The organism is Providencia sp. PROV188 (assembly GCF_027595165.1).
Classification (GTDB): Bacteria; Pseudomonadota; Gammaproteobacteria; order Enterobacterales; family Enterobacteriaceae; genus Providencia; species Providencia lanzhouensis.
Genome location: NZ_CP097291.1, coordinates 2,432,788 through 2,455,906, shown reverse-complemented (window position 1 = coordinate 2,455,906; position 23,119 = coordinate 2,432,788). Strand labels below are relative to the sequence as shown.

23 protein-coding genes are annotated in these 23,119 nt (G+C 42.8%); 13 read left to right on the top strand and 10 right to left on the bottom strand.

Annotated elements, in window-relative coordinates; translation table 11 throughout:
* The first annotated feature begins 86 nt into the window (after positions 1 to 86).
* Positions 87 to 965, top strand: coding sequence for a 23S rRNA pseudouridine(2604) synthase RluF (gene rluF / locus M5X66_RS11265; RefSeq protein ID WP_154637509.1), 879 nt, complete (start codon positions 87 to 89; stop codon positions 963 to 965).
* A 171-nt stretch (positions 966 to 1,136) separates the two neighbouring features.
* Here rluF and M5X66_RS11260 read toward each other — a convergent pair whose 3' ends face one another.
* On the bottom strand, positions 1,137 to 2,267 hold the full coding sequence (locus tag M5X66_RS11260) for a M4 family metallopeptidase (RefSeq protein ID WP_270103535.1): 1,131 nt from the start codon (positions 2,265 to 2,267) through the stop codon (positions 1,137 to 1,139).
* 149 nt (positions 2,268 to 2,416) lie between these two features.
* The gene (gene hemF, locus M5X66_RS11255) at positions 2,417 to 3,340 is read right to left on the bottom strand and encodes an oxygen-dependent coproporphyrinogen oxidase (RefSeq protein ID WP_036949516.1); all 924 of its coding nucleotides are present in this window, start codon (positions 3,338 to 3,340) and stop codon (positions 2,417 to 2,419) included.
* 136 nt (positions 3,341 to 3,476) lie between these two features.
* Between hemF and M5X66_RS11250 the strand changes: the two genes are divergently transcribed.
* The 3 genes from M5X66_RS11250 to M5X66_RS11240 all read left to right on the top strand — a co-directional run bounded on the left by M5X66_RS11250 (position 3,477) and on the right by M5X66_RS11240 (position 5,728).
* Positions 3,477 to 3,908 (top strand): GNAT family acetyltransferase, encoded by a 432-nt coding sequence (locus M5X66_RS11250; protein ID WP_036949558.1) that lies wholly within the window; start codon positions 3,477 to 3,479, stop codon positions 3,906 to 3,908.
* A 102-nt stretch (positions 3,909 to 4,010) separates the two neighbouring features.
* Entirely contained in the window at positions 4,011 to 4,595 is a 585-nt protein-coding gene (locus tag M5X66_RS11245) for an RpoE-regulated lipoprotein (RefSeq protein ID WP_270103534.1), read from the top strand.
* A gap of 236 nt (positions 4,596 to 4,831) precedes the next feature.
* A complete protein-coding gene (locus M5X66_RS11240; protein ID WP_036949519.1) occupies positions 4,832 to 5,728 on the top strand; it encodes a Dyp-type peroxidase in 897 nt (298 codons plus the stop codon).
* 50 nt (positions 5,729 to 5,778) lie between these two features.
* Here the strand turns inward: M5X66_RS11240 and M5X66_RS11235 are convergent, their stop codons facing one another.
* A complete protein-coding gene (locus tag M5X66_RS11235) occupies positions 5,779 to 6,195 on the bottom strand; it encodes a type II toxin-antitoxin system HicB family antitoxin (protein ID WP_036949521.1) in 417 nt (138 codons plus the stop codon).
* A 54-nt stretch (positions 6,196 to 6,249) separates the two neighbouring features.
* Entirely contained in the window at positions 6,250 to 6,435 is a 186-nt protein-coding gene (locus M5X66_RS11230) for a type II toxin-antitoxin system HicA family toxin (RefSeq protein WP_132495542.1), read from the bottom strand.
* A gap of 279 nt (positions 6,436 to 6,714) precedes the next feature.
* On the opposite strand from M5X66_RS11230, the gene M5X66_RS11225 reads away from it, so the two are divergent.
* From M5X66_RS11225 to cysM, 5 genes are all read left to right on the top strand, one after another.
* Positions 6,715 to 7,737 (top strand): sulfate ABC transporter substrate-binding protein, encoded by a 1,023-nt coding sequence (locus M5X66_RS11225; protein WP_036949523.1) that lies wholly within the window; start codon positions 6,715 to 6,717, stop codon positions 7,735 to 7,737.
* Positions 7,737 to 8,567, top strand: a complete 831-nt coding sequence (gene cysT / locus M5X66_RS11220) for a sulfate/thiosulfate ABC transporter permease CysT (protein ID WP_036949525.1) — start codon at positions 7,737 to 7,739, stop codon at positions 8,565 to 8,567. Before M5X66_RS11225 ends, cysT begins: the two co-directional genes overlap by 1 nt.
* Positions 8,567 to 9,427, top strand: coding sequence for a sulfate/thiosulfate ABC transporter permease CysW (cysW, locus tag M5X66_RS11215; RefSeq protein WP_036949527.1), 861 nt, complete (start codon positions 8,567 to 8,569; stop codon positions 9,425 to 9,427). The genes cysT and cysW overlap by 1 nt, the downstream gene beginning before the upstream one ends.
* Before the next feature lie 2 nt (positions 9,428 to 9,429).
* Positions 9,430 to 10,518: a sulfate/thiosulfate ABC transporter ATP-binding protein CysA gene (gene cysA / locus M5X66_RS11210; protein ID WP_036949529.1), complete on the top strand. Its 1,089-nt coding sequence runs from the start codon at positions 9,430 to 9,432 to the stop codon at positions 10,516 to 10,518.
* Positions 10,519 to 10,599: 81 nt separating this feature from the next.
* Positions 10,600 to 11,484: a cysteine synthase CysM gene (cysM, locus tag M5X66_RS11205; RefSeq protein WP_108478548.1), complete on the top strand. Its 885-nt coding sequence runs from the start codon at positions 10,600 to 10,602 to the stop codon at positions 11,482 to 11,484.
* Positions 11,485 to 11,590: 106 nt separating this feature from the next.
* Here the strand turns inward: cysM and crr are convergent, their stop codons facing one another.
* The 5 genes from crr to cysZ all read right to left on the bottom strand — a co-directional run bounded on the left by crr (position 11,591) and on the right by cysZ (position 16,602).
* Positions 11,591 to 12,100, bottom strand: a complete 510-nt coding sequence (gene crr, locus M5X66_RS11200) for a PTS glucose transporter subunit IIA (protein ID WP_006658610.1) — start codon at positions 12,098 to 12,100, stop codon at positions 11,591 to 11,593.
* A 48-nt stretch (positions 12,101 to 12,148) separates the two neighbouring features.
* Entirely contained in the window at positions 12,149 to 13,876 is a 1,728-nt protein-coding gene (ptsI, locus tag M5X66_RS11195; protein WP_036949533.1) for a phosphoenolpyruvate-protein phosphotransferase PtsI, read from the bottom strand.
* Between the two features lie 136 nt (positions 13,877 to 14,012).
* Positions 14,013 to 14,270: a phosphocarrier protein Hpr gene (gene ptsH / locus M5X66_RS11190; protein WP_006658608.1), complete on the bottom strand. Its 258-nt coding sequence runs from the start codon at positions 14,268 to 14,270 to the stop codon at positions 14,013 to 14,015.
* Positions 14,271 to 14,625: 355 nt separating this feature from the next.
* The gene (cysK, locus tag M5X66_RS11185) at positions 14,626 to 15,582 is read right to left on the bottom strand and encodes a cysteine synthase A (protein WP_270103533.1); all 957 of its coding nucleotides are present in this window, start codon (positions 15,580 to 15,582) and stop codon (positions 14,626 to 14,628) included.
* A 255-nt stretch (positions 15,583 to 15,837) separates the two neighbouring features.
* Positions 15,838 to 16,602: a sulfate transporter CysZ gene (gene cysZ / locus M5X66_RS11180; RefSeq protein ID WP_036949537.1), complete on the bottom strand. Its 765-nt coding sequence runs from the start codon at positions 16,600 to 16,602 to the stop codon at positions 15,838 to 15,840.
* Between the two features lie 219 nt (positions 16,603 to 16,821).
* Here cysZ and zipA point away from each other — a divergent pair, with 219 nt between their 5' ends.
* The 4 genes from zipA to M5X66_RS11160 all read left to right on the top strand — a co-directional run bounded on the left by zipA (position 16,822) and on the right by M5X66_RS11160 (position 21,671).
* A complete protein-coding gene (gene zipA, locus M5X66_RS11175; protein WP_036949539.1) occupies positions 16,822 to 17,865 on the top strand; it encodes a cell division protein ZipA in 1,044 nt (347 codons plus the stop codon).
* Between the two features lie 45 nt (positions 17,866 to 17,910).
* Positions 17,911 to 19,947 (top strand): NAD-dependent DNA ligase LigA, encoded by a 2,037-nt coding sequence (gene ligA, locus M5X66_RS11170; protein ID WP_108478550.1) that lies wholly within the window; start codon positions 17,911 to 17,913, stop codon positions 19,945 to 19,947.
* Positions 19,948 to 20,189: 242 nt separating this feature from the next.
* Positions 20,190 to 21,374: a NupC/NupG family nucleoside CNT transporter gene (locus M5X66_RS11165; protein ID WP_036949543.1), complete on the top strand. Its 1,185-nt coding sequence runs from the start codon at positions 20,190 to 20,192 to the stop codon at positions 21,372 to 21,374.
* Positions 21,375 to 21,455: 81 nt separating this feature from the next.
* Positions 21,456 to 21,671: a DUF3820 family protein gene (locus M5X66_RS11160; RefSeq protein WP_108478551.1), complete on the top strand. Its 216-nt coding sequence runs from the start codon at positions 21,456 to 21,458 to the stop codon at positions 21,669 to 21,671.
* Positions 21,672 to 21,693: 22 nt separating this feature from the next.
* Here the strand turns inward: M5X66_RS11160 and M5X66_RS11155 are convergent, their stop codons facing one another.
* Positions 21,694 to 23,034: a flavin monoamine oxidase family protein gene (locus M5X66_RS11155; protein WP_132495524.1), complete on the bottom strand. Its 1,341-nt coding sequence runs from the start codon at positions 23,032 to 23,034 to the stop codon at positions 21,694 to 21,696.
* Positions 23,035 to 23,119: the final 85 nt, after the last annotated feature.

Sequence of the window (23,119 nt, the reverse complement as noted above, 5' to 3'; positions counted from 1 at the left end):
CAATTAGGTTGTTACGGCTTTTTACTATTATTTATTAGCTCGCCACAGCCCTAAAATTTAAGTTGTTTTAATGACTGAGGAAAACCATGGAAATCAATTCAACCACACGCCTGAATAAATATATTAGCGAGAGCGGTATCTGCTCTAGACGTGAGGCTGATCGTTATATCGAGCAAGGCAATGTGTTCATTAACGGTAAACGCGCAGGCATTGGCGACCAAGTTTCCGCGGGAGACGTGGTCAAGGTCAATGGTCAGTTAATTGAACCGCGCAATGAAGAAGATTTAGTCTTGATCGCGTTGAATAAGCCTGTTGGGATTGTCAGTACCACCGAAAGTGGCGAAAAAGATAATATTGTGGACTATGTGAATCACAGTACCCGTATTTTCCCTATTGGTCGTTTAGATAAAGATTCCCAAGGATTGATCTTCCTGACGAACCATGGCGACTTAGTGAATAAAATCTTACGTGCAGGTAATGATCACGAGAAAGAGTACATTGTCACCGTGAACAAGCCTGTGACCGATGAATTTATTCGTGGCATGGGCGCGGGGGTACCAATTCTCGGTACCATGACGAAGAAATGTAAAGTCAAAAAAGAGGCTCCGTTTGTTTTCCGTATTACGCTGGTTCAGGGGTTAAACCGCCAAATTCGTCGTATGACCGAACATTTTGGCTACGAAGTTACGAAGTTAGAACGCGTGCGGATTATGAATGTGAGGCTCACGGGCATTCCTGTGGGGGAGTGGCGCGACTTAACCGATGATGAGCTTATCGAGTTGTTTAATTTGATTGAAAAATCAGAGTCCGATGTTAAACCTAAAAAAGCGGCAAAATCTCAAGCGCGTAGCAGTAGCGGGAAAGCAGTAGGAAAGCAAGGTGTGGGTAGCCAAAAGCCGAAAGCTAATGCAGAACCACCGAAAAAGAAATTTACCCAGCCAGGACGTAAAAAGAAAAAACGTTAATTGGGCAAGAATGAAGCAAAAGATATTGAAGTGAGAAAAGGCTGAGGATGAGTGACCTAAAACTCATGTGTACTTGGCCTTTTTATTATGATTTTCGATCAAAGTCTTAGATAAAAGTCAGCCTCTTTGTGGGCCGACAAGGGCGTAATAATTACTTATTACACTTCATTTTTATTGAACACGTAACCCAACATCTAGCCAGCATTGGCGAGTTGCCAATTCAATTTGATCACCAAACAGATTTTTTGCTGAGCGAATTGTTGCCTGAGCAAATTCAATAAACGTCGCCGTATTCGAGACGCTCGGATCTGACACCGCTGCAACCCAGATTTTCCCAGCTATTTCCCAAGAATAACCACCTATTTTTGTTGCCAGTAAATAGAAGGCTTTGTTTGGAATGCCTGAGTTAATATGCACACCGCCATTATCGACATAGCGAGGTAAATCGCGATATTGATCCATATGTCCCACTTGAGGGTCATTATTTGATTTAGTGAAATAGTATGCTGTACCCGGATTTTTCATTGAACGTAATGCAGGTCCCTTTCTCTTATCAATAAATAAGTTTTCGCCCAGTAACCAGCTGGACTGTGTCGCAGTTTGCTTTTGAACATATTGCTTCACCATGATGCCTAATACGTCAGCAACAGATTCATTTAATGCACCAGATTGATCGACATAGTCAAAATCAGCTTGTGAGCCAATGTATCCATGAGCGAGTTCGTGAGCGATTATGTCAATATCGTTGTAGAACGGGCCAAAAATAGTTCCATCACCATCCCCAAAGAAAATAGCTTGAGAATTCCAAAATGCATTGGAATAGTTTTTGTCATAATGGATAACCGCATTGATATCAGCATCACAACCAAACATCTGATCAATATTGAGTTTCTCCTTAAGGAATGAGCGGATCAATCCAATAGCAGCGAACACGCGATGTGCTGGTTCAGTCGGTGCCACTTTATCTTCTTCTCGCATAATAACGGCGAAATCGTTATGCGCCATATGCTCATCAACTGGCATTTCTTCGCGGCGACAAATCGGTAGGCTAGAGTGGTTGTGAGTGTAATTTTCTACACGTTGTTGGGCATCACGGATCACTCGGTTGTAGGTGCCGCCGGCGATGCTACAAGTGCTAGCCAGTAATTGACGTTGATAGTTCGCATCTTCTTCTGTGTAAGTGCGGCTCATGATGTCATTGATATGAAATAAGGTTGATTTTAAATCATTGCATTGGCTTTCTTGATAGAAGTGAGAGATTAAGCTAGGTGATAATAGTGAACGACCAAGTATCTGATTCATTTATAACTCCATTTTGTTTGACGAAATGGAATCATAAACGGTTGTGATTTTATTGTAACTACATGATAATTAAGTAATTAAATCAATATCTGCTAATTTTTATTATCAAAACTAGCAGATAGAAATCTGATTAATTACAGAAGTTTGTACTATTTATTGTGTGTGAGCCAATCTTTACCAGTGATCAAAAAGTCGGTATACAGCTTAGCTTCTGGGCTACCGGCTTCTGGATGGTAGTCATATTCCCAACGTACTAATGGCGGCATAGACATCAAAATGGACTCTGTGCGCCCGCCACTTTGCAAGCCAAAGAGTGTGCCTCTATCCCAAACAAGGTTAAATTCTACATAGCGTCCGCGACGATAAAGTTGGAATTGGCGTTCACGCTCACCCCATGGGATTTCTCGACGTTTTTCGACAATGGGTACATAAGCTTGTAAAAAGCCATTGCCGACATCTTGCGTGAATGCAAAACAAGACTCAAAGTCCCATTGGTTAAGGTCATCGTAAAATAATCCGCCGATGCCACGAGGCTCATTGCGATGTTTTAAGAAGAAATAGTCATCACACCACTGCTTGTATTTAGGGTAAACCTCCGTTCCGTAAGGCGTACAAAGTTCATTAGCGACGGTATGCCAATGGACAGCATCCTCTTCAAATCCATAATAGGGGGTCAAATCGAAACCACCACCAAACCACCACACGGGGTCGGCACCTTCTTTTTCAGCAATGAAAAAGCGCACATTGGCATGTGTGGTCGGTACATAAGGGTTGAGAGGGTGGATAACTAATGAAACGCCCATGGCTTGGTAGCTACGTCCTGCTAACTCCGGGCGATGTGCTGTCGCTGAAGCAGGCATTTTTTCACCTTTGATATGTGAGAAATTCACGCCAGCTTGTTCAAAAAGTGCGCCGTGGGTTAAAACTCGGCTGCGTCCACCACCGCCTTCAGCACGTTCCCAAGTTTGTTCAAGGAAGGTTTCTTTGCCATCTAATTCTGTGATTTTTTGGCAGATGGTATCTTGCAAGCTTTGCAAATAGGCTTTTATGCGTTCAATATCTGGGTAATTCATTGTTTTTTAATAGAACCGTCGGGAGAAATAAATTGGGTAAAGTATACCCCGTTGAGGTAAAAAAGGCATATTGATTATTGATTGTGTATCAAAAGCAGTGATAATGGCAGACAGTTTAGCTCAAACGGACAAGATGATGGAAATACGCATATTTCGCCAAAATGATTATGAAGAGGTGCTTACGCTGTGGGAACGCTGTCAATTGAATGAAATTTCAGGTGATCCTGAATTAGATATTGAGCGTAAACTACAGTGCGGTGCCGATCTTTTCCTTGTCGCCGAGGTATCGGGTGAAGTGGTCGGAACCATTATGGGGGGCTACGATGGAATTCGTGGTACCGCTGTGTATTTAGCTGTACATCCTGAATTTCGCGGGCGCGGTATTGCTAATGCGTTAGTGAGTCGTTTAGAGAAAAAATTGATTGCCCGTGGTTGTGGCAGAATCGAATTGTTGGTCAACGAAGAGTCTGATTCGGCAATCTGCATGTTTGAAAAAATGTTGTATGAAGAAGAGCAAGCTGAGCGTTTGATCTATTCAAAAAGATTGACTCACGAAGTGGATTTCTAAACTGCTGGTGATTATTTTCTTGAAGGTTTGGCTAAACAGCGTGAATCTTTTATGAAATGGACGGTCTCAGTATGCATTATATGACCCGCTAAAGAGGATGATATGTCCCAAAACGTATTCGTAACCCTATTTAAAGTTTCTCTACTTGGTGGCGCGGTGATGCTATCGGGTTGTGCTGGTAAAAGCCTATTTTCACCATCCACATGGTTTCATAGCCCTCTAATGATTTCAGAAGCGGGCGTGGGGGCAATCACAAGTCTGACGCCAATGGAACGTGATGTGATTAATAATCAACTTGATGACCGCTATGCCATACGTGGTGGCATGCAGCTTGAAAATGGAGAAATGGTTTCGGTGTTTCAAGCTATGAAAGATTTAGACGTTGAAGTCGAAGTCTTTGGTCCTGAAAAAGGCACCGTATCTAGTATTGTCGTGAATGATCCTGATATGCTCACTGAATGGGATACCCAAATTGGTACTGAGTTTAGCGACATTTACCAGAAGGCCTACGGATCATGTTCCTTAGGGGAAGCGGTTGATAATGTACCGACAGTACTGTGTGTTGCACCGCAAAGTAGCAAAGTGGTTTATAAATTCAGCGGAAAATGGCAAGGTCCTGAGAATTTAATGCCGGCCGATGAAGTGTTGAAAACATGGAAAGTGTCGCAAATTATTTGGCATAAATAAGTTACTTAGCTAAAATTTTGGACAAAAGGCCGTAAGTTATTCGATTTAATAGGCAATAACTTACGGTTATAATCTACTGATAATATTGCTATTTATTCTTTTCTCTCGTCAGACCCTTCTAATATTTCCTAGACTGGCCAACTCTTGCGTTAAAACAAGGTGAAAATCATTATTAATGCGATAAACTAATTTAAAGTATAGGTTTGTGTAATTTATTCATTCTAAGGGGTTTATGCATGTCTCATTCCCAAAGTGGTATTTTGAAGGAACATAGTCGTTTTGGTATTTTTATTGAAGCCATGGTGACCGGGTCGCTCGAAGAGGTGAAATCAGGGTGCAAGATTTTTGTTGATGAATTAACCAAACTACAAGCAAAATTCCCTGATGATCGTCTTGGTGCTGTGATTGCATTTGGTTCAGATGTTTGGAAGCAGCTCGGACACTCAGCTGTTTCACCAGAATTAAAGCCATTTCGCACGCTCGGCAAAGGACTAGCGCCTGCGACTCAGCGCGATATGTTTATTCATATTCAATCATTACGTCATGATATTAACTTTTCTCTGGCGCAAGCCGCGCTAAAAGCATTTGGTTCATCCATTGAAGTGGTTGAAGAAATTCATGGTTTCCGTTGGGTTGAAGATAGAGATTTAAGCGGTTTCATTGATGGTACAGAAAACCCTCAAGGCGAAGAAATTGCTGAAGTGACGTTGATTAATCAAGGCGATGACATTGGTGGTAGCTATGTCATGGTACAACGCTATGAGCATGACCTGAAAAAATGGTCTCGTTTCTCTGAGCATGAACAAGAGAAAATGATTGGTCGTACTAAACACGATAGCGTTGAATTAGACGAAGATGCGCGTAATAAAACATCTCACGTTTCTCGCGTAGTGATTGAAGAAGAGGGCGAAGAGCTCTCCGTTATGCGCCATAGCCTGCCATACGGCACAGCAAGCGGTAAACACGGTTTATTCTTTATTGCCTACTGCGCAACCATCCATAATATTGAACAACAATTACTGAGCATGTTTGGTGAAACTGATGGTAAATATGATGATCTGCTGCGTATGACGAAAGCCGTTTCTGGTAGCTATTATTACGCGCCATCAATTGAAAGATTATTATCCCTATAATCTTATCGAGACAATTCAAGCTGTCGCAGATAGCGGCAGCTTGAAAGTGTTTACTGATCGGTTTTTTGGAGTTCTTTACGTGCTGCGGCAGCAATGAATCCACTACGGCTTCCATACTCGGGATTGGCTTTAACTAGCGTATCAATACGATGCAGTAAGCGATGAGGTAGCGTAATATTAATCCTTTCTGCACGTCCATCATATTTATCCATGTCGATATCAACGAATAACCAAAGACCATTTTGATATTCATCTTTTGTACGATTTAGATGCTCTTGCTGAGATTTTGGCTCAGGAATTTCAAACCCTTTTTCACTTAATAATTCAAAGTGGGCATCGAGTGCTGATTTTGCATCAGTGTAAGCATTTTCAATATTGTCGCCAGCAAAAGTACAACCTTCAATATCTGGAAACCAACCACTCGCACTACCATCATGATCAATTTCAATAAAGGCTGGGTATAGCATGTTTTGTCTCCATAAAGATAGCGCTCGGAGCGTGTTAAAAGAGCGCGTCTTTAATTAATGTTTCAGTTTAGCCGCTTTAAGGATTTGATTAAGTGTACCTATCTTTAAATCCTTTCGAGGATGCGGGACTGTGATAACAATTGAAAAGTCTGGATGAGAAAATTGGTGATGACTCCCTTTAACTCGCTCTAATTTCCATCCATTATTTTCTAACATATTTATCAGCTCCGAACTTTTCAAGATCCCTCCATCTCGCCAACTGACATACACACGATACACACTATAATTAGGTTTGGCAAGTATGCATGTTTATTCTTAACGTTTTATTCTAGGCTTAAATGAACCTTCCTCATTACATTAACATCTTAAATTTCCTCTGAATTTTATGGCTTATTGCTATAACCTCTTTGTTATTCCAACTTGATATATCAAAAGATGATTGATAACTACAAAGTTATAACCAAAACATATACATTGTTTTTTAGATTATGTTTGGGTTTAGTCACGAGTAGGGATCATATGAAAAAATCAATTTTTAAAAATACAGGCTTAGCGAGTTTGGCGATGTTTTCGTTAATGAGTAGCGCATCCCTGACGGCGGCTGAATTACTGAATAGTTCCTATGATATTTCAAGAGAGCTATTTGCGGCGTTAAACCCTGAATTTGAAAAGCAGTGGGCGCAGGAAAACCCTAATGATCCACTGACAATCAAGCAGTCTCACGCGGGCTCATCGAAGCAAGCGTTGGCCATTTTGCAAGGGCTAAAAGCGGATGTGGTGACGTTTAACCAAGTGACTGATGTGCAAATTCTCCACGATAAAGGGCAATTAATCCCGGCAGATTGGCAAGCGCGTTTACCGAATAATAGCTCCCCTTATTATTCGACAATGGCATTTTTAGTTCGTAAGGGCAATCCGAAAGGCATTAAAACGTGGGACGACCTTGCACGCAGTGACGTGAAACTGGTATTTCCAAACCCCAAAACGTCGGGAAATGGTCGCTATACCTACCTTGCAGCATGGGGAGCATTTAACCAAGAAAATGGTAAAGATAGCCCTAAAACACGCGAAAAAATGCAGCAATTCCTGAAAAACGTTGAAGTGTTTGATACGGGCGGTCGTGGTGCAACAACCTCATTTATCGAGCGAGGGTTAGGGGATGTTTTAATTAGCTTTGAGTCTGAAGTGAATAACATTCGTAGCCAATATGGCGAATCCGACTACGAAGTGATTGTGCCTCCGGTCGATATTTTGGCGGAATTCCCAGTCGCGTGGATTGACAAAAATGTGCAAAAAAATGGCACAGAAAAAGCGGCAAAAGCCTACTTAAATTACCTCTACACCCCCGAGGCACAAAATATTATTACTCGCTTTAATTACCGCGTGAATGACAAACAGGTGATGGAAGCGAATAAAAGCAAATTCCCGTCAACTCAGCTGTTTACGGTGGAATCACAATTTGGCAATTGGAACAATGTGATGAATGACCACTTTTCGACGGGAGGGGAATTTGATCAACTTATGGAACAAGGTCGTCGTTAATGCGTAAATCAGGAAAGCGGTTTTTACCCGGTTTCGGACTGACGTTAGGTAGTAGCTTGTTTTTCGTCTGTTTGATTTTGTTATTGCCTTTAAGCGCTCTCGTGGTGCAGCTTTCCGATATGACATGGCAGCAGTATTGGGCTGTGATCAGTTACCCTCAAGTGGTTGCTGCTTATAAAGTAACTTTATTGGCGGCTCTGGTCGCAAGCCTATTTAATGCGGTTTTTGGCATGTTGCTGGCATGGATTTTAACGCGTTATCGCTTTCCTGGTCGCTTGTTCCTAGATGGATTGGTGGATTTACCTTTCGCGCTTCCTACGGCGGTCGCTGGGCTGACTCTTGCGACCTTATTTGCCACATCGGGCTGGTATGGACAGTATCTGCATCAGTTCGATATCAAAGTGGTAAATACTTGGTTAGGTATCGCCGTCGCGATGGCTTTTACCAGCATTCCTTTTGTGGTCAGAACGGTTCAGCCTGTACTGGAAGAGTTAGGGCCTGAATACGAAGAAGCTGCACAAACGCTAGGTGCAACACGCTGGCAAACGTTCCGCCGTGTTGTATTACCTGAAGTTTCTCCTGCACTAATAGCGGGAACCGTTTTATCTTTTACACGCAGCCTTGGTGAATTTGGGGCGATTATTTTTATCGCCGGAAACATTGCGTGGCAAACGGAGGTGGTCTCCTTAATGATTTTCAGCCAATTGCAGCAGTTTGATTACCCTGCCGCTAGTGCGATTGCCTCGGTAATTTTAGCGGTATCACTGCTTCTTTTATTCACGGTGAATGTAATCCAAAGCCGCTTTGGTAAACGCTTAGGGGGGCATTAATGGGACAAGTCACACCATTTCCAGTCACTCAACGCAGAAATATCAACTGGGGAAAATGGGCACTCATTGGAATTGGGCTATTTTTCTCGGTATTGCTGCTGGTGGTGCCAATTATCTGGATTTTTATCACGGCATTTGAGAAGGGATTAGGTGAAGTACTCGTCAACTTAAGCAACCCAGACATGCTCCATGCCATCGGGTTAACGATTCTTATCGCGTTGATCACAGTGCCTGTTAACTTGGTTTTTGGCGTGATGTTGGCGTGGTTGGTGACGCGTTTTCAGTTTCCAGGGCGCCAGTTGTTATTGACCTTAGTTGATATTCCTTTTGCGGTTTCGCCGGTCGTGGCAGGGCTACTCTATTTACTCTTTTACGGTTCGAATAGTTGGTTTGGTGGCTGGTTAGAAGGCTTTGATATTCAGGTGATGTTTTCATGGCCGGGAATGGCGTTAGTGACTATTTTTGTGACATGCCCATTTGTCGTCAGGGAGCTAGTGCCATTGATGCTAAGTCAGGGAAGCCAAGAGGACGAAGCAGCAACATTATTGGGTGCGTCAGGTTGGAAAATGTTTTGGCGAGTCACTCTGCCAAATATTCGCTGGGCGCTGCTTTATGGCGTGGTATTAACCAATGCGCGTGCCATTGGCGAATTTGGTGCGGTGTCTGTGGTATCGGGCGCTATTCGTGGTGAAACTTACACATTGCCTCTGCAAGTTGAGTTGCTTCATCAAGATTACAATACGGTAGGTGCGTTCACGGCTGCGGCTATTTTAGCGTTATTAGCGATTATTACCTTGATTGTGAAAAGTGCTTTGCAATGGCATTTAAGCCGGCAGCAAACTGAGTCAGGAGTCCATTAATTATGAGTATTGAAATTAATCATGTTGGTAAATTGTTTGGTAAAACATCAGTGCTGAACAATATCTCATTGGATATCGGCTCAGGGGAAATGGTGGCATTGTTGGGGCCATCTGGCTCTGGGAAAACCACCTTGTTGCGGATTATTGCGGGGCTAGAGCAACAAAGCCACGGTTCGTTACGTTTCCATGGTCAAGATGTAAGCCAAGTCCATGCGAAAGATAGGCATGTCGGTTTCGTTTTCCAGCATTATGCGCTATTTCGCCATATGACGGTATTCGAGAATGTGGCGTTTGGTTTGACGGTATTACCTCGAAAACAGCGACCCTCAAAAGCAGCGATTAAGCAAAAAGCAATGGCGCTGCTTGAGATGGTGCAATTAGCCCATTTGGCTGAGCGTTTTCCTTCTCAGCTTTCTGGTGGACAAAAACAGCGGGTAGCATTGGCAAGAGCATTAGCGGTAGAGCCGCAAATTTTGCTGTTAGACGAACCGTTTGGTGCACTAGACGCGCAAGTGCGTATTGAATTACGTCGTTGGTTGCGTCAGCTTCATGAAGAGTTGAAATTCACGAGTGTATTCGTGACTCATGACCAAGAGGAAGCGATGGAAGTTGCAGATCGCATAGTCGTGATGAGCCAAGGGCATATTGAACAAGTCGGTACTCCAAATGAAATTTGGCAATCACCGGAAACGCGTTTTGTGCTTGAATTCATGGGGGAGGTTAACAAAATCCCTGGACAGATCCGCGGTTCACAGTTGCAGATAGCGAACTTTACTTTCCCACTCGCGCAGGTTAGTGCTCAGCAAGGGGAGGTCGATGTATTTATTCGCCCTTGGGATATTCGTTTGCAGAAAGAAAGGGATGAACAACACCAATTGCCAGTAAGGATCATTGAATCAGGCCCTCGCGGCCATTTTTGGCAATTAACGGTGCAACCTTTAGGTTGGAGTGAGGAAACCTTGTCCGTGGTATGGCAGGATGCGCGTACTGTTCCTACAAGGGGCGAAAATTACTACCTCGGCAGCCAACAAACACAAATTTATCAGGGTAAAGAGCCATTATTTTTCCCCTCTCTAGCTAAAAGCGCGTAGATTAATAAGGGATGATTGATTTTAGAATTAATTGTTAATTATATTATCAATCAATAAAAAATTATTATAAGGAAAAACACAGTGTCAACGTTGGAACAGTTTATTGGTCATACGCCGTTGGTTCGCTTGCAACGTCTAACGGAAGGTTTGGATGCTGAAATCTGGGTAAAGCTTGAAGGAAATAACCCTGCCGGTTCAGTAAAAGATAGAGCGGCATTTTCGATGATCAACGAAGCCGAAAAACGCGGGGAGATCAAACCGGGAGATACGCTTATTGAAGCCACCAGTGGCAATACAGGGATCGCTTTAGCGATGATTGCTGCGGTGAAAGGTTACAAACTGAAGCTGTTAATGCCAGATAACATGAGCCAAGAGCGTAAAGCGTCTATGCAAGCTTATGGTGCAGAACTTATTTTAGTGAGTACGACAGTAGGAATGGAAGGGGCGAGGGACTTAGCTCAAGAGATGGCAAAGCGAGGCGAAGGGAAGGTTTTAGACCAATTTAATAACCCTGATAACCCTTTAGCCCATTTTAAAACTACAGGACCCGAGATCTGGCAACAAACAGCAGGGCGAATTACCCATTTTGTGTCTAGTATGGGGACAACAGGCACCATCACTGGCGTGAGTCGTTACTTAAAAAGCCAATCACAAGATGTGGAAATTGTGGGCTTACAACCCGCTGAAAAGAGCCAAATCCCAGGGATTCGCCGTTGGTCTCCAGAATATTTACCGGGGATTTTTGACAGCGAATTAGTGGATACTGTACTCGATATTAATCAGCAAGAAGCTGAAGACACGATGCGCGCTTTAGCAAAACGTGAAGGTATTTTTTGTGGCGTAAGTTCAGGTGGTGCGGTAGCGGGTGCGTTACGAGTAGCAAAAGAGAATCCTCATGCCGTGATTGTGGCGATTATTTGTGATCGTGGTGACCGCTATTTGTCGACAGGTGTTTTTGATAAATAAACGTTTGTTGATAGAACGTCTAGAAAATAGAACCCAACAAAAAACCACCAGGGCAAAAATGTCGCTGGTGGTTTGTTATTAAGCTGCTTTTTAAGGTTTAGCGCAATTATTTCTTAATACGCATAATGACTGTTTCACCCACAGTCACGGTACCGCTTAATTTATTCAGCTCTTTGATCTCGTCCATATTTGAAATAACAACTGGAGTCAGAACTGATTTTGCTTTTTCTTCTAACAGGGCTAAGTCAAACTCAATGACAACGTCGCCTTTTTTCACAGATTGACCTTCTTCTGCGATACGTTTAAAGCCTTCGCCTTTGAGTTCAACAGTATCAATACCGAAGTGAACAAACAGTTCGATACCATCATCAGATTCAATAGAAAACGCATGGTTAGTTTCAAAGATTTTACCGATTGTACCATCAACCGGAGCCACAATTTTGTTGCCAGAAGGCTTGATAGCAATACCGTCACCAACAATTTTTTCTGCGAACACAACGTCTGGTACATCTTCAATATTGACTATCTCGCCTGATAATGGCGCGATGATTTCAATATTGCCACTGCTACTCTTGTCTTCCGAAACTAGTGATTTCAGTTTGTCAAACAGACCCATGGACCTTCTCCTAATCGTTTTATATGGGACCGAACTAATGTGCTGCTGTTAGCATAACGTTTTTTCTTGGATAAAGGTATCGACAAGTTTCATCAATTCATCGGCTGTTGGTTGAGCAAGTGCTTGTTCCGCTAGCGCTTGAGTATCTGCAAAATTCGCATTACGAATAAGCTTTTTGATACGAGGAATTGAGATTGCGCTCATACTAAATTCGTCCAGACCCATGCCTAACAGCAATAAGGTCGCACGTTCATCACCTGCTAATTCACCACACATACCCGTCCATTTACCTTCCGCGTGAGAAGCGTCAATCACTTGTTTAATCAAGTTCAAGACGGCTGGAGACATCGGATTATAAAGGTGTGAAATCAGCTCATTACCACGGTCAACCGCTAAAGTGTATTGAGTGAGATCATTCGTCCCAATACTAAAGAAATCAACTTCCTTCGCCAAATGATGTGCAATGACTGCCGCAGCTGGCGTTTCCACCATAATACCGACTTCAATCGCTTCATCAAAGGCTTTGCCTTCTTCTCGTAGCTGCTCTTTAAGCATCTCAAGTTCTGCTTTCAGTTCTCGAACTTCTTCGACAGAAATAACCATCGGGAACATGATACGCAGTTTACCAAATTTAGACGCCCTTAAAATAGCTCTTAATTGAGAGTGTAGAATTTCTTTGCGGTCAAGACAAATACGAATTGCACGCCAGCCAAGGAATGGGTTCTCTTCCTTCGGTAAGTTCATGTAAGGTAAGTCTTTATCACCACCAATATCCATTGTACGTACAATCACTGCTTGGCTGCCCATGGCTTCTGCTACAGCTTTATACGCTTGGAATTGCTCTTCTTCTGTTGGCAGAGCGTCTCTGTCCATGAATAAGAATTCAGTGCGGTATAGACCCACACCTTCTGCGCCATTACGCTCAGCACCTGCGACATCACGCACAGTACCGATGTTTGCACAGACTTCAACTTGATGACCGTCTAAGGTCATTGCTGGTAAATCTTTTAATTTCGCCAGCTCTTCTTTTTCTTGTAGGTATTCATTTCTGAAGGCTTTCAGCTTATCAATTTCGCTTTCAGATGGATTGAGGTAAATGGTGTTGTTCACGCCATCTAATACAATAAAATCACCGCTTTTCACTTTGCTGGTCGCATCGGTGGTACCGACAATCGCAGGAATTTCCAGTGAACGAGCCATGATAGAGGTATGGGAAGTACGACCACCGAGGTCAGTGATAAAACCTAATACTTTGTCTAAGTTTAACTGAGCAGTTTCGGATGGAGTCAAATCAGGGGCAACTAAAATAACTTCTTCGGTGATTGCGCTTAAATCGACAATCGGCATATTAAGAATATTTCTGAGCAGGCGTTTACCAATGTCACGTACGTCAGCGGCACGCTCTTTCAGATATTCGTCATCTAATGCTTCTAATGCTTGAGCTTGGTCTTCAATGACTGAGTAAACCGCCGCATCCGCGGTTTTTTTATCGCCTTTGATGAGAGAAATAATTTCTTGCTCTAATTCTTCATCTTCCAGCAGCATGATATGACCTTCAAAAATCTCAGCTTTTTCCGCACCAAGATTTTTTTCTGCTTTATCTTTGATAAGGCTAAGCTGCTCAGCTGATTTGTTACGTCCATCAATGAAGTTTTGGATCTCTTTATCAATTTGCTCGTCAGTGATTTTACGGGTGCTGACAACAATAGGATCTTCTTTGAGGATGAGAGCCTGACCAAAAGCAAAACCTGGGGATACTAAAATTCCTGAAATCATAATATTACCTTACTACTGATAGGAGATTTGATGTTGCAGAGACAACAGTAGATATAAGTGATTAAGCAGGTGTCCCCGAATAAATTATTCAGGGACAGGGAATTATTACGTTAAAACAAGATGGCAAAGTGAAACGTTATTCTAATTCGCCCATCAGTTTAACTAAAAATTCAACTGCTTGTTGCTCATCTTCACCTTCAGCAGAAATGGTGACTACGGTGCCTTGGGTTAAACCTAATGTTTGTAGTTTGAACAGGCTTTTTGCGCTAGCTGACTTGCCGCCTGAACTCAGAGTAATGTCTGAAGTGAACGCTTTTGCTTCTTTAACGAATTGAGCCGCAGGACGAGTATGTAAACCGTTAGGTGCTGTAATAGTAACTTCTTGCTGGAACATAATATTTCCTCAGTGATTTTAAGATTTTTATGATGACACAGCCTATTGTAGATGAAATATGCTGAGCATGCGTATAATTTAGATTATCAACGATTCATTTGGTTTTCTACTTTGTTTGGTATCAACCAAATTATCATTTATTTAGCTTAAATTTCACACAACGCTTTTAGTGGGTATTTTGCCATTCAATAGATGAGTGACTAAAAAATGATTAATTTCGAGGTGTGAAATAATTACTATGTTTAATACTAAATGCCGGATAATAAATCATCCCAATCCGTGCTAATCTATGATCTCACCCACAAAAAAAGCACCTAATTGGTGCTTTTTTAACGTAATGTTAACCTAACAATCATTATTCGGCATTAATATCTGCAAACAGTGCGGTGGATAAGTAACGCTCTCCTGAAGACGGAAGAATGACCACAATATTTTTGTCTTTATATTCTGGTAGTGCAGCAAGTTTAGCGGCTGCCGCAATCGCAGCACCCGAAGAAATACCCGCCAGAATACCTTCTTTTTCCATTAACTCACGAGCGGTTGAAATTGCTTCGTCATCAGTAACTTGCAGGACTTTATCAATAATAGAAAGGTCTAAGTTGCCAGGGATAAAGCCAGCACCGATTCCTTGGATTTTATGGGGGCCCGGCTTAATTTCTTCACCCGCAAGAGCTTGAGTGATTACTGGGGAAGTTGCGGGTTCAACGGCAACCATCACCACATCTTTTTTCCCTTTTGTCTGCTTTAAATAGCGTCCAATACCTGTGATAGTCCCGCCAGTTCCAACACCAGAAACAACGACATCCACGTTGCCATCAGTATCATTCCATATTTCAGGCCCGGTCGTTTTCTCGTGAATGGCTGGGTTGGCTGGGTTACTAAATTGCTGTAATAGCAGATACTTACTTGGGTTGCTGTTGACGATTTCTTCCGCTTTCGCAATAGCGCCTTTCATACCTTTGGCGCCTTCAGTCAGGATTAAATTAGCGCCAAGGGCTTTTAGAAGTTTACGGCGTTCTACGCTCATGGTTTCTGGCATGGTCAGCGTTAGTTTATAACCACGAGCCGCGGCCACGTAAGCGAGGGCAATCCCCGTATTTCCGCTTGTTGGCTCAACCAGTTCTTTATCTTTTGTCAGGATGCCTTTTTTCTCTGCATCCCAAATCATGTTCGCGCCCACACGGCATTTCACGCTGAAGCTTGGGTTACGAGATTCCACTTTTGCCAAAATATTACCGTTGCCAAAATGCTGTAAACGCACTAATGGAGTATTTCCAATGGTCAACGAATTATCTTCATAAATTTTGCTCATGGGACATCCTTAAAATTAACGGTTAGCCAAGAATTAGGTGTGTTTTCAAAATTGAATATGAATTCAACATACTCGAACATCTGATTATTGCAAATATGATTTAACGCTAGAATATAACCATGGGTTATTTAAAATTGCATTATTATAACTAAGATGGAATGTTTGATATCGGGCGAATTTGAGAGTAGGAGCAGTGGAGAAGGATATGCAGATAGGTACCTGCATATCCCTAGAAAGCGTTAGTTTTGATGAGGGCTAATAGCGAGCATAACGAGCGCGATAACGGTCAACCCACATTAAGGTTGCGCCACAAACTGCAACCGGCATGATGACTAAATTCAAAATTGGGATCATCATTAATAAGCTGACGGCACCACCAAATTGAACATTATTCACTCGGTCTTTTGAGAGTGCTTGCTTCATGTCGTTAAACCCAACTCGATGGTTATCAAATGGGTAATCGCAATATTGAATAGACATCATCCAAGCGCCGAACAGGAACCATAAAACGGGTGCAACAGTTTGTCCAATACCGGGAATAAAGAACAGCACCAATAACACGATGGCTCGTGGCAAATAGTAAGCAATTCGCACAAATTCGCGTTTAATCATGCGCGGTACATCTTTTAGCAATTCTGCCATTCCCGTATCAGGTGCAGGCTTACCAGTCAATTCAGCTTCTAAATGCTCTGATAGCCAGCCGTTAAACGGAGCCGCGATGATGTTGGCAATCGTGCTAAAGAAATAGCTGAAAATCAGTAAGATAGAAATGACGGCAACAGGCCAAATCAGATAGTCAAGCCATTGTAGCCAGCTAGGGATGTAGCTCATAACCTGCTCAATCCATCCGCCAAGCTTGCTGTATAACCACCAAAAAGCGCCACCAAGCAGCAGAATGTTTGCTAATAGGGGTAAAATAACAAAACGCTTAATGCCAGGACGAGTGATTAGTCGCCACCCTTGTGAAAAGTAATAAAAACCAGAGTGATTTTTTTGTGGCGAAAATGTCGATTGGGTCATACTTCTTATTATCTCCTTTGCGGGTGAGCATGTATCATATAGGTATGAAATTACACTGACTAGTGATAATTTTGTTTAAAAAAGCAGCAAACGAAGGCGGAATATTCTCTTTCTTGTAAGAAAATCGTTCTGAGGGTTGCACTTAGAGCAATTGAGAAATAATCTTAAGGTAGTTTCCGCCGTGATGGCATCATTATTCATCAACTAGAGATAGCAGCGATGCAGGATTTGCGTCTAATATTAGTGGTCGTAGGTGCGATAGCCATTGTCGCTTTATTACTGCATGGTTTATGGACCAGCCGTAAAGAGCGCTCTAAGTTATTTCGCGACAGACCTGTAAAACGTAGAAAGAATGACACGCAGGAAAGTTCATCAGAATATGATGATTCTGCTCTGTTTACTGAAAATCAACCGGTACAAAAAGCCGCTGTTGAAGATCAGCCTATCTATATGGTGAAAGAGGAGCCGCGTGCTGAGCCTGTCTCTCAACCCCATACAATTCAACGTGACGCTGAGCCTGAGTTTAATTTAACTGCGGAGCACTCACCACAGCCTGCTTCAAAGCCAGTTAAACCAACAGCTTCTGAGCCTGTGTTTGCTCCACATGTTGATAATCGCCATGCCCCTGAGCAATTGACGATTAATATGGCAGATGAAGCTGATTTACAAGAGCATGTTTCAGAACCTGTACGCATTCATACAGAGCCGAAAATCCATGTTTCTGCACAGCCAGAGTCTGTACCACAAGTCTCTGCTCATCAAGAAGCGGTACAACCTGTGGCTCAACCTCATAGTGAAGTAGAGCATGAAGCACCAAGTGCATCAGTAGAAAAAGCGGCAGTTGCAAGTGAAAAAGAAATTGTTCTGGTACTGCATGTTGCAGCGCATCACGGGCAGGTTCTTGAAGGTGAAGCATTGCTGCAAAGTATTCTTCAAGCGGGCTTCCAGTTCGGTGCCATGAATATCTTCCACCGTCACGTTCATCCAGCGGGATCGGGTCCAGTATTATTTAGTCTGGCAAACATGGTGAAACCAGGATCATTTGACCCAGAAGCTATGTCTGATTTCACCACACCGGGCGTCTCTATCTTTATGATGGTGCCGTCTTATGGTGAAGCTAGCCAGAACTTTAAATTAATGCTCCAAGCGGCACAACGTATTGCATCAGATGCAGGTGGTGTTGTGTTGGATGATGAACGAAAAATACTGACACCTCAAAAAATAGAGGTGTATCATGCAAGAATTCGAAATACATTAAGTTAATTAAAACCCCCGATTCAGGGGGTTTTTTATATCTATTGGTGAAACATGACGACGAAACAAACCCCAGACGCACTCACGCAAAAAATAGACGCGCTAAAACAACAATTGCGCCATCACGAATACCTCTATCATGTTATGGATGCGCCAGAAATTCCTGATGTGGAATATGACAAACTGATGCAGGAACTTAAAAGCCTGGAAGCGCAGCATCCAGAACTGATCACCACAGATTCCCCAACCCAGCGTGTGGGTGCAGCACCATTAGCTGCATTCGATACAGTTCGCCATGAAATTCCCATGCTCTCTTTAGATAACGTGTTTGATGAAGAAAGCTATCTCGCATTTGATAAACGCGTGAAAGACCGACTGCATAACCACACTGAATTAACATTTTGCTGCGAACTCAAATTAGATGGTTTAGCCGTCAGCTTGCTGTATGAAAATGGTGAGTTAGTTCAAGCCGCTACCCGTGGTGATGGTACTGTTGGTGAAAATATCACGGCTAACGTACGCACGATCAAAGCGATTCCGCTGCGTTTACGGGGGGATAATATTCCTGCCCGTGTTGAAATTCGTGGTGAAGTTTTTATGCCTCAAAAAGGCTTTGAGGCCATGAACGAAGAAGCGCGTAAAACGGATGGTAAGATTTTTGCTAACCCACGCAATGCGGCGGCGGGTTCCCTTCGCCAGTTAGACCCGCGTATTACCGCTAAACGCCCATTAACCTTCTACTGCTATGGTGTAGGGCTGGTGGAAGGCAAAACATTGCCAGATACCCATTACGAGCGCTTGATGCAATTTAAAGCGTGGGGGCTGCCAGTGAGTGAGCATGTACAGCTACGTGTTGGTTGCCAGCAAGTGCTCGATTTCTATCACCATGTTGAAAAAATTCGCCCGACGCTCGGTTTTGATATCGATGGTGTCGTGATTAAAGTGAATGATATTGCCACTCAAGAAGAATTAGGTTTTGTTTCCCGGGCACCACGCTGGGCAACGGCGTTTAAATTCCCAGCTCAAGAGCAAATCACATTACTAAAAGATGTCGAGTTCCAAGTGGGGCGCACAGGGGCGATTACGCCCGTGGCTCGATTAGAGCCAGTGCAAGTTGCGGGTGTTGTGGTGAGTAATGCCACACTCCATAACGCGGATGAAATTGACCGTTTGGGTGTTCGCATTGGGGATACTGTCGTGATCCGCCGAGCAGGGGATGTTATTCCTCAAATCGTGAGTGTCGTGCTGGATAAACGCCCTGCGGATAGTCGTGAAATTCTGTTCCCAACCCATTGCCCAGTCTGTAATTCAGATATTGAGCGTATCGAAGGGGAAGCGGTGGCTCGCTGTACAGGTGGGTTAACCTGTGGCGCTCAATTAAAAGAATCACTGAAACACTTTGTTTCTCGCCGTGCGATGGATGTCGATGGGATGGGGGATAAAATTATTGAGCAGCTGGTCGACGCGGAATATGTGAAAAATGCGGCGCAGCTCTATCAATTATCAGCGGGTAAATTAACCGGCCTAGAACGAATGGGACCGAAATCTGCACAAAAACTCATTGATGCGCTCGAAAAATCCAAACAAACGACACTGGCTCGCTTTATCTATGCATTAGGGATCCGTGAAGTGGGTGAGGCGACAGCGGCGAACCTCGCAGCACATTATGCATCATTAGATGCGGTGATGGCGGCGGATGAAGAATCACTGAAAACCGTTCAAGATATTGGTGAAGTGGTGGCAAAACATGTGGTGCATTTCTTCCGCGAAGAGCACAATCGCCAAGTTATTCATGATTTACTGACCATCGCGAACATCCACTGGCCTGAAGTGAAAGTGATTAACAGTGCTGACATCGATAGCCCATTTGCTGGAAAAACAATCGTACTTACTGGATCGATGTCAACGCTTTCTCGCGATGAAGCTAAGGATAGATTGATTGCCTTAGGCGCGAAAGTCGCGGGTAGTGTATCGAAAAAAACTGACTTGGTGATTGCCGGTGAAGCGGCGGGTTCAAAGTTAGCGAAAGCGACAGAATTGGGGATAAAAGTCATTGATGAAGAAGAATTAATTCGTTTGCTGAATATCTAATCGTGACCTATATTTAATGCGCAATGCCATTATCGTCCGTCGTGATAATGGCATTTCTTATTTTCTGGCTAACATTTTTACAGTTGTTATTAATGTGTTACTCATGAAACGTGATCTGGTCGTGACTTTTGAAAGATAGGCTGAGTCAGTTTTCATATTAATGTGACGTTAATCTCATTTAAATGTTGTCTATTACATAGAATATGCGCATAGACTGATTCGTAACTTTGTTGGAGTCAAATATGACCTCGATCCTGCACTTTATTTTATCCATCGTCATCATCGGCGCTCTCGCTATTTTAGCGAGTAGTAACCGTAGAGGGATCCGCCCTCGCTATGTTATTCAATTACTTGTGATCCAAATTGCACTCGCTTACCTGTTCTTAAAATCAGGTATCGGTGAGTCTTTCGTTCTTGGTGTTGCTGGCGTATTTACCCATTTATTGGGTTATGCGGCAGAAGGGACCAAATTTATCTTTGGCGGAATGATTGAAGGCAACTTAGCATTCTTCTTCCTACAAGTATTGTGTCCAATTATCTTTATCTCTGCACTGATTGGTATTTTACAGCACATTAAAGTCCTGCCTTTCGTTATCCGCATCATCGGTACGGTGCTGTCGAAAGTAAACGGCATGGGTAAACTTGAGTCATTCAACGCAGTAAGTTCATTACTGTTGGGTCAGTCAGAAAACTTTATTGCCTATAAAGACCAATTAGGCAGCATGTCAGAAAGAAGAATGTACACCATGGCGGCAACGGCGATGTCTACCGTTTCAATGTCCATCGTGGGTGCATACATGACCATGTTAGATCCAAAATATGTGGTTGCCGCTTTGGTCTTAAACATGTTTGGTACATTCGTGGTGTTATCGCTGATCAACCCGTACCCACCAGAAGGGGAAAAAGAGATCCAAATGCGCAGCCTGCATGAAGGTCAAAGCTTCTTCGAAATGCTGGGTGAATATATTCTTGCTGGGTTTAAAGTTGCGATTATCGTTTCTGCGATGCTGATTGGTTTTATCGCCCTGATTGCGATGGTTAACGGAATCTGCTCTGCTATTTTCAATGTTAGCTTCCAAACTATGCTGGGCTATGTGTTCTATCCATTTGCTTGGATGTTAGGTATCCCTGCGAATGAAGCGTTACAAGTTGGCGGTATCATGGCAGTGAAAATGGTGACCAACGAATTCGTGGCAATGGATGGCTTAAAAGCCGTAGCATCGGGTTTATCTGACCGCTCTGTGGGTATCTTATCTGTATTCTTAGTGTCATTCGCTAACTTCTCTTCCATCGGTATTATTGCTGGTGCTATTAAAGGGTTAGATGAAAAACAAGGTAATACCGTTGCACGTTTTGGTCTGAAATTACTGTACGGTTCAACGCTGGTAAGCTTCTTATCTGCTGCGGTGGTTGGATTAATCCTGTAGTTATTACGATAAAAAGTGTTACAGTGAGAAACGGCATTCAGTGAATGCCGTTTTTTTTATATCTAAAACAAGAGCGGATAAATGGAAAAACAAGACTTACTCGATATAGCCAATACATCGATGCCATTTGGTAAATATAAAGGTTGTGTCCTGATTGATCTTCCTGAGGAATACTTGCTGTGGTTTTATAAAAAAGGGGAGTTTCCTGCAGGGCGATTAGGGGAATTGATGGAGATAACTCTTGGGCTGAAGATAGAAGGGCTAGATAGCATTGTTAAGCCCCTAAAACGAAAGTAAGGGTTAGAGGCTTAATCGATAATTAAAGCGTATTAAGCAGGCTGTTGGCGGCATCTATACCCGATTGATAAGCACCGTGTACGGTACCAGCTCCTGATAGTGCTAAATGTTCTCCTGCAAAGAAAACTTTGTTATCAATAGGCTGTTTTAATTGGGCAATTTGATCCGCTGAATAGTTAGGTGCGGGGTAGCTAAACGAGCCATAAGCGTAAATATCTTTTTCCCACTCGGTTTTTATCAGCTGTATAGGTGCGGGTACATTATCAAATACCTTACTGAGCGATTGTTGCAGTTCATGCCATGCGGCGTATTCATCACACTCTTCAAGCCATTTTGCGGACAACCCACCAAATAAAAACAGCAACGTTGGTTTTTGGTAAATCGCGCTTACATCCATAAAATTTAGCCAATAATCAGACTCATGAATATACATACTATTGACGTTGTTGAGTGAATTTTTACGCCAAAAAGCCTGTTCAAAGGTGACAAATAACTTGTTGAATACACCGAAACCTAACTGATGAATAGCTTCTTGAGTTTTTTCAGGCAGTGCAGGCGTAAAATGAATTTTGTTTTTCTTCAACACCCCTAGCGGTACGGTGACAACGACTTTATGGGCATTGAATTGTTGTCCATTAAGCGTGGTGATAGTGACATAATTATCTAAGTAATGAATATGTTCAACTGGATGGTTAAGGCGAATATCCAGCCCATTTGATAGCGTTTCGATAATTTGGGAATATCCGCGAGGGAAGATCACTTCATCGCCTTCACAAAAGCCTTCAAGTTGTAAAAAATAGGGAGATAATGTCTCTAATGTGCAAGCACAGGGATCTTCAGCGATAACTTCAAAAAACTCATGTAAACCTGTTTGTAGCTGTTCAAACAGGGATTGACTTGCATGGTGGTCTACTGTCAATAAATGGTGGAATTCAGGGCTTTGCAACCAACTATTTAACGCTTCGGCTGCATTGTTAAATTGGCAGGGTGATGAAATGGTTTCAAACTGTTCCATTAAATAGTCAAGACCCGCTTCAAAAGCCTCTTTTTCGTTCTCACACAAAACCAAGCCATTTTTTTTATAGAAAATAGCGTCTTGGTAATTGAAAACAACGGTTTGAATATGGTGCTGTTGTGCGATTGCACTGATTGGATTGTCGGTAATACCGTGGATCCAAGAAGCGCCTAAATCATAAAATTGGTTATCAATTTCACGCGTATGAATACGCCCACCAAGACGGTCGCGTGCTTCTAAGATAAGGACTTTTTTATGTTGGGGGGGTTGTGACTGTAATTGATTTGCGACTGATAAACCTGAAACGCCTGCTCCTATCACAATGATATCGGCATCTATGTGTGGCATAACTCACCTAGTTGAAATGGAATAGGGACGATGTGCGATGAGACATCTGAATAATTCTATTTAAATAAAATTATAAGCTAATTAT

Bases quoted from the DNA above. Each gene is read 5' to 3' on its own strand.
- M5X66_RS11240 (WP_036949519.1), top strand. From the start codon at position 4,832: ATGTCTCATTCCCAAAGTGGTATTTTGAAGGAACATAGTCGTTTTGGT.
- M5X66_RS11235 (WP_036949521.1), bottom strand. From the start codon at position 6,195: ATGCTATACCCAGCCTTTATTGAAATTGATCATGATGGTAGTGCGAGT.
- cysW (WP_036949527.1), top strand. From the start codon at position 8,567: ATGGGACAAGTCACACCATTTCCAGTCACTCAACGCAGAAATATCAAC.
- M5X66_RS11245 (WP_270103534.1), top strand. From the start codon at position 4,011: ATGTCCCAAAACGTATTCGTAACCCTATTTAAAGTTTCTCTACTTGGT.
- rluF (WP_154637509.1), top strand. From the start codon at position 87: ATGGAAATCAATTCAACCACACGCCTGAATAAATATATTAGCGAGAGC.
- ptsH (WP_006658608.1), bottom strand. From the start codon at position 14,270: ATGTTCCAGCAAGAAGTTACTATTACAGCACCTAACGGTTTACATACT.
- ligA (WP_108478550.1), top strand. From the start codon at position 17,911: ATGACGACGAAACAAACCCCAGACGCACTCACGCAAAAAATAGACGCG.
- M5X66_RS11250 (WP_036949558.1), top strand. From the start codon at position 3,477: ATGGAAATACGCATATTTCGCCAAAATGATTATGAAGAGGTGCTTACG.
- M5X66_RS11165 (WP_036949543.1), top strand. From the start codon at position 20,190: ATGACCTCGATCCTGCACTTTATTTTATCCATCGTCATCATCGGCGCT.
- M5X66_RS11155 (WP_132495524.1), bottom strand. From the start codon at position 23,034: ATGCCACACATAGATGCCGATATCATTGTGATAGGAGCAGGCGTTTCA.
- ptsI (WP_036949533.1), bottom strand. From the start codon at position 13,876: ATGATTTCAGGAATTTTAGTATCCCCAGGTTTTGCTTTTGGTCAGGCT.
- M5X66_RS11160 (WP_108478551.1), top strand. From the start codon at position 21,456: ATGGAAAAACAAGACTTACTCGATATAGCCAATACATCGATGCCATTT.
- M5X66_RS11225 (WP_036949523.1), top strand. From the start codon at position 6,715: ATGAAAAAATCAATTTTTAAAAATACAGGCTTAGCGAGTTTGGCGATG.
- zipA (WP_036949539.1), top strand. From the start codon at position 16,822: ATGCAGGATTTGCGTCTAATATTAGTGGTCGTAGGTGCGATAGCCATT.
- hemF (WP_036949516.1), bottom strand. From the start codon at position 3,340: ATGAATTACCCAGATATTGAACGCATAAAAGCCTATTTGCAAAGCTTG.
- cysT (WP_036949525.1), top strand. From the start codon at position 7,737: ATGCGTAAATCAGGAAAGCGGTTTTTACCCGGTTTCGGACTGACGTTA.
- M5X66_RS11260 (WP_270103535.1), bottom strand. From the start codon at position 2,267: ATGAATCAGATACTTGGTCGTTCACTATTATCACCTAGCTTAATCTCT.
- cysK (WP_270103533.1), bottom strand. From the start codon at position 15,582: ATGAGCAAAATTTATGAAGATAATTCGTTGACCATTGGAAATACTCCA.
- cysZ (WP_036949537.1), bottom strand. From the start codon at position 16,602: ATGACCCAATCGACATTTTCGCCACAAAAAAATCACTCTGGTTTTTAT.
- crr (WP_006658610.1), bottom strand. From the start codon at position 12,100: ATGGGTCTGTTTGACAAACTGAAATCACTAGTTTCGGAAGACAAGAGT.
- cysA (WP_036949529.1), top strand. From the start codon at position 9,430: ATGAGTATTGAAATTAATCATGTTGGTAAATTGTTTGGTAAAACATCA.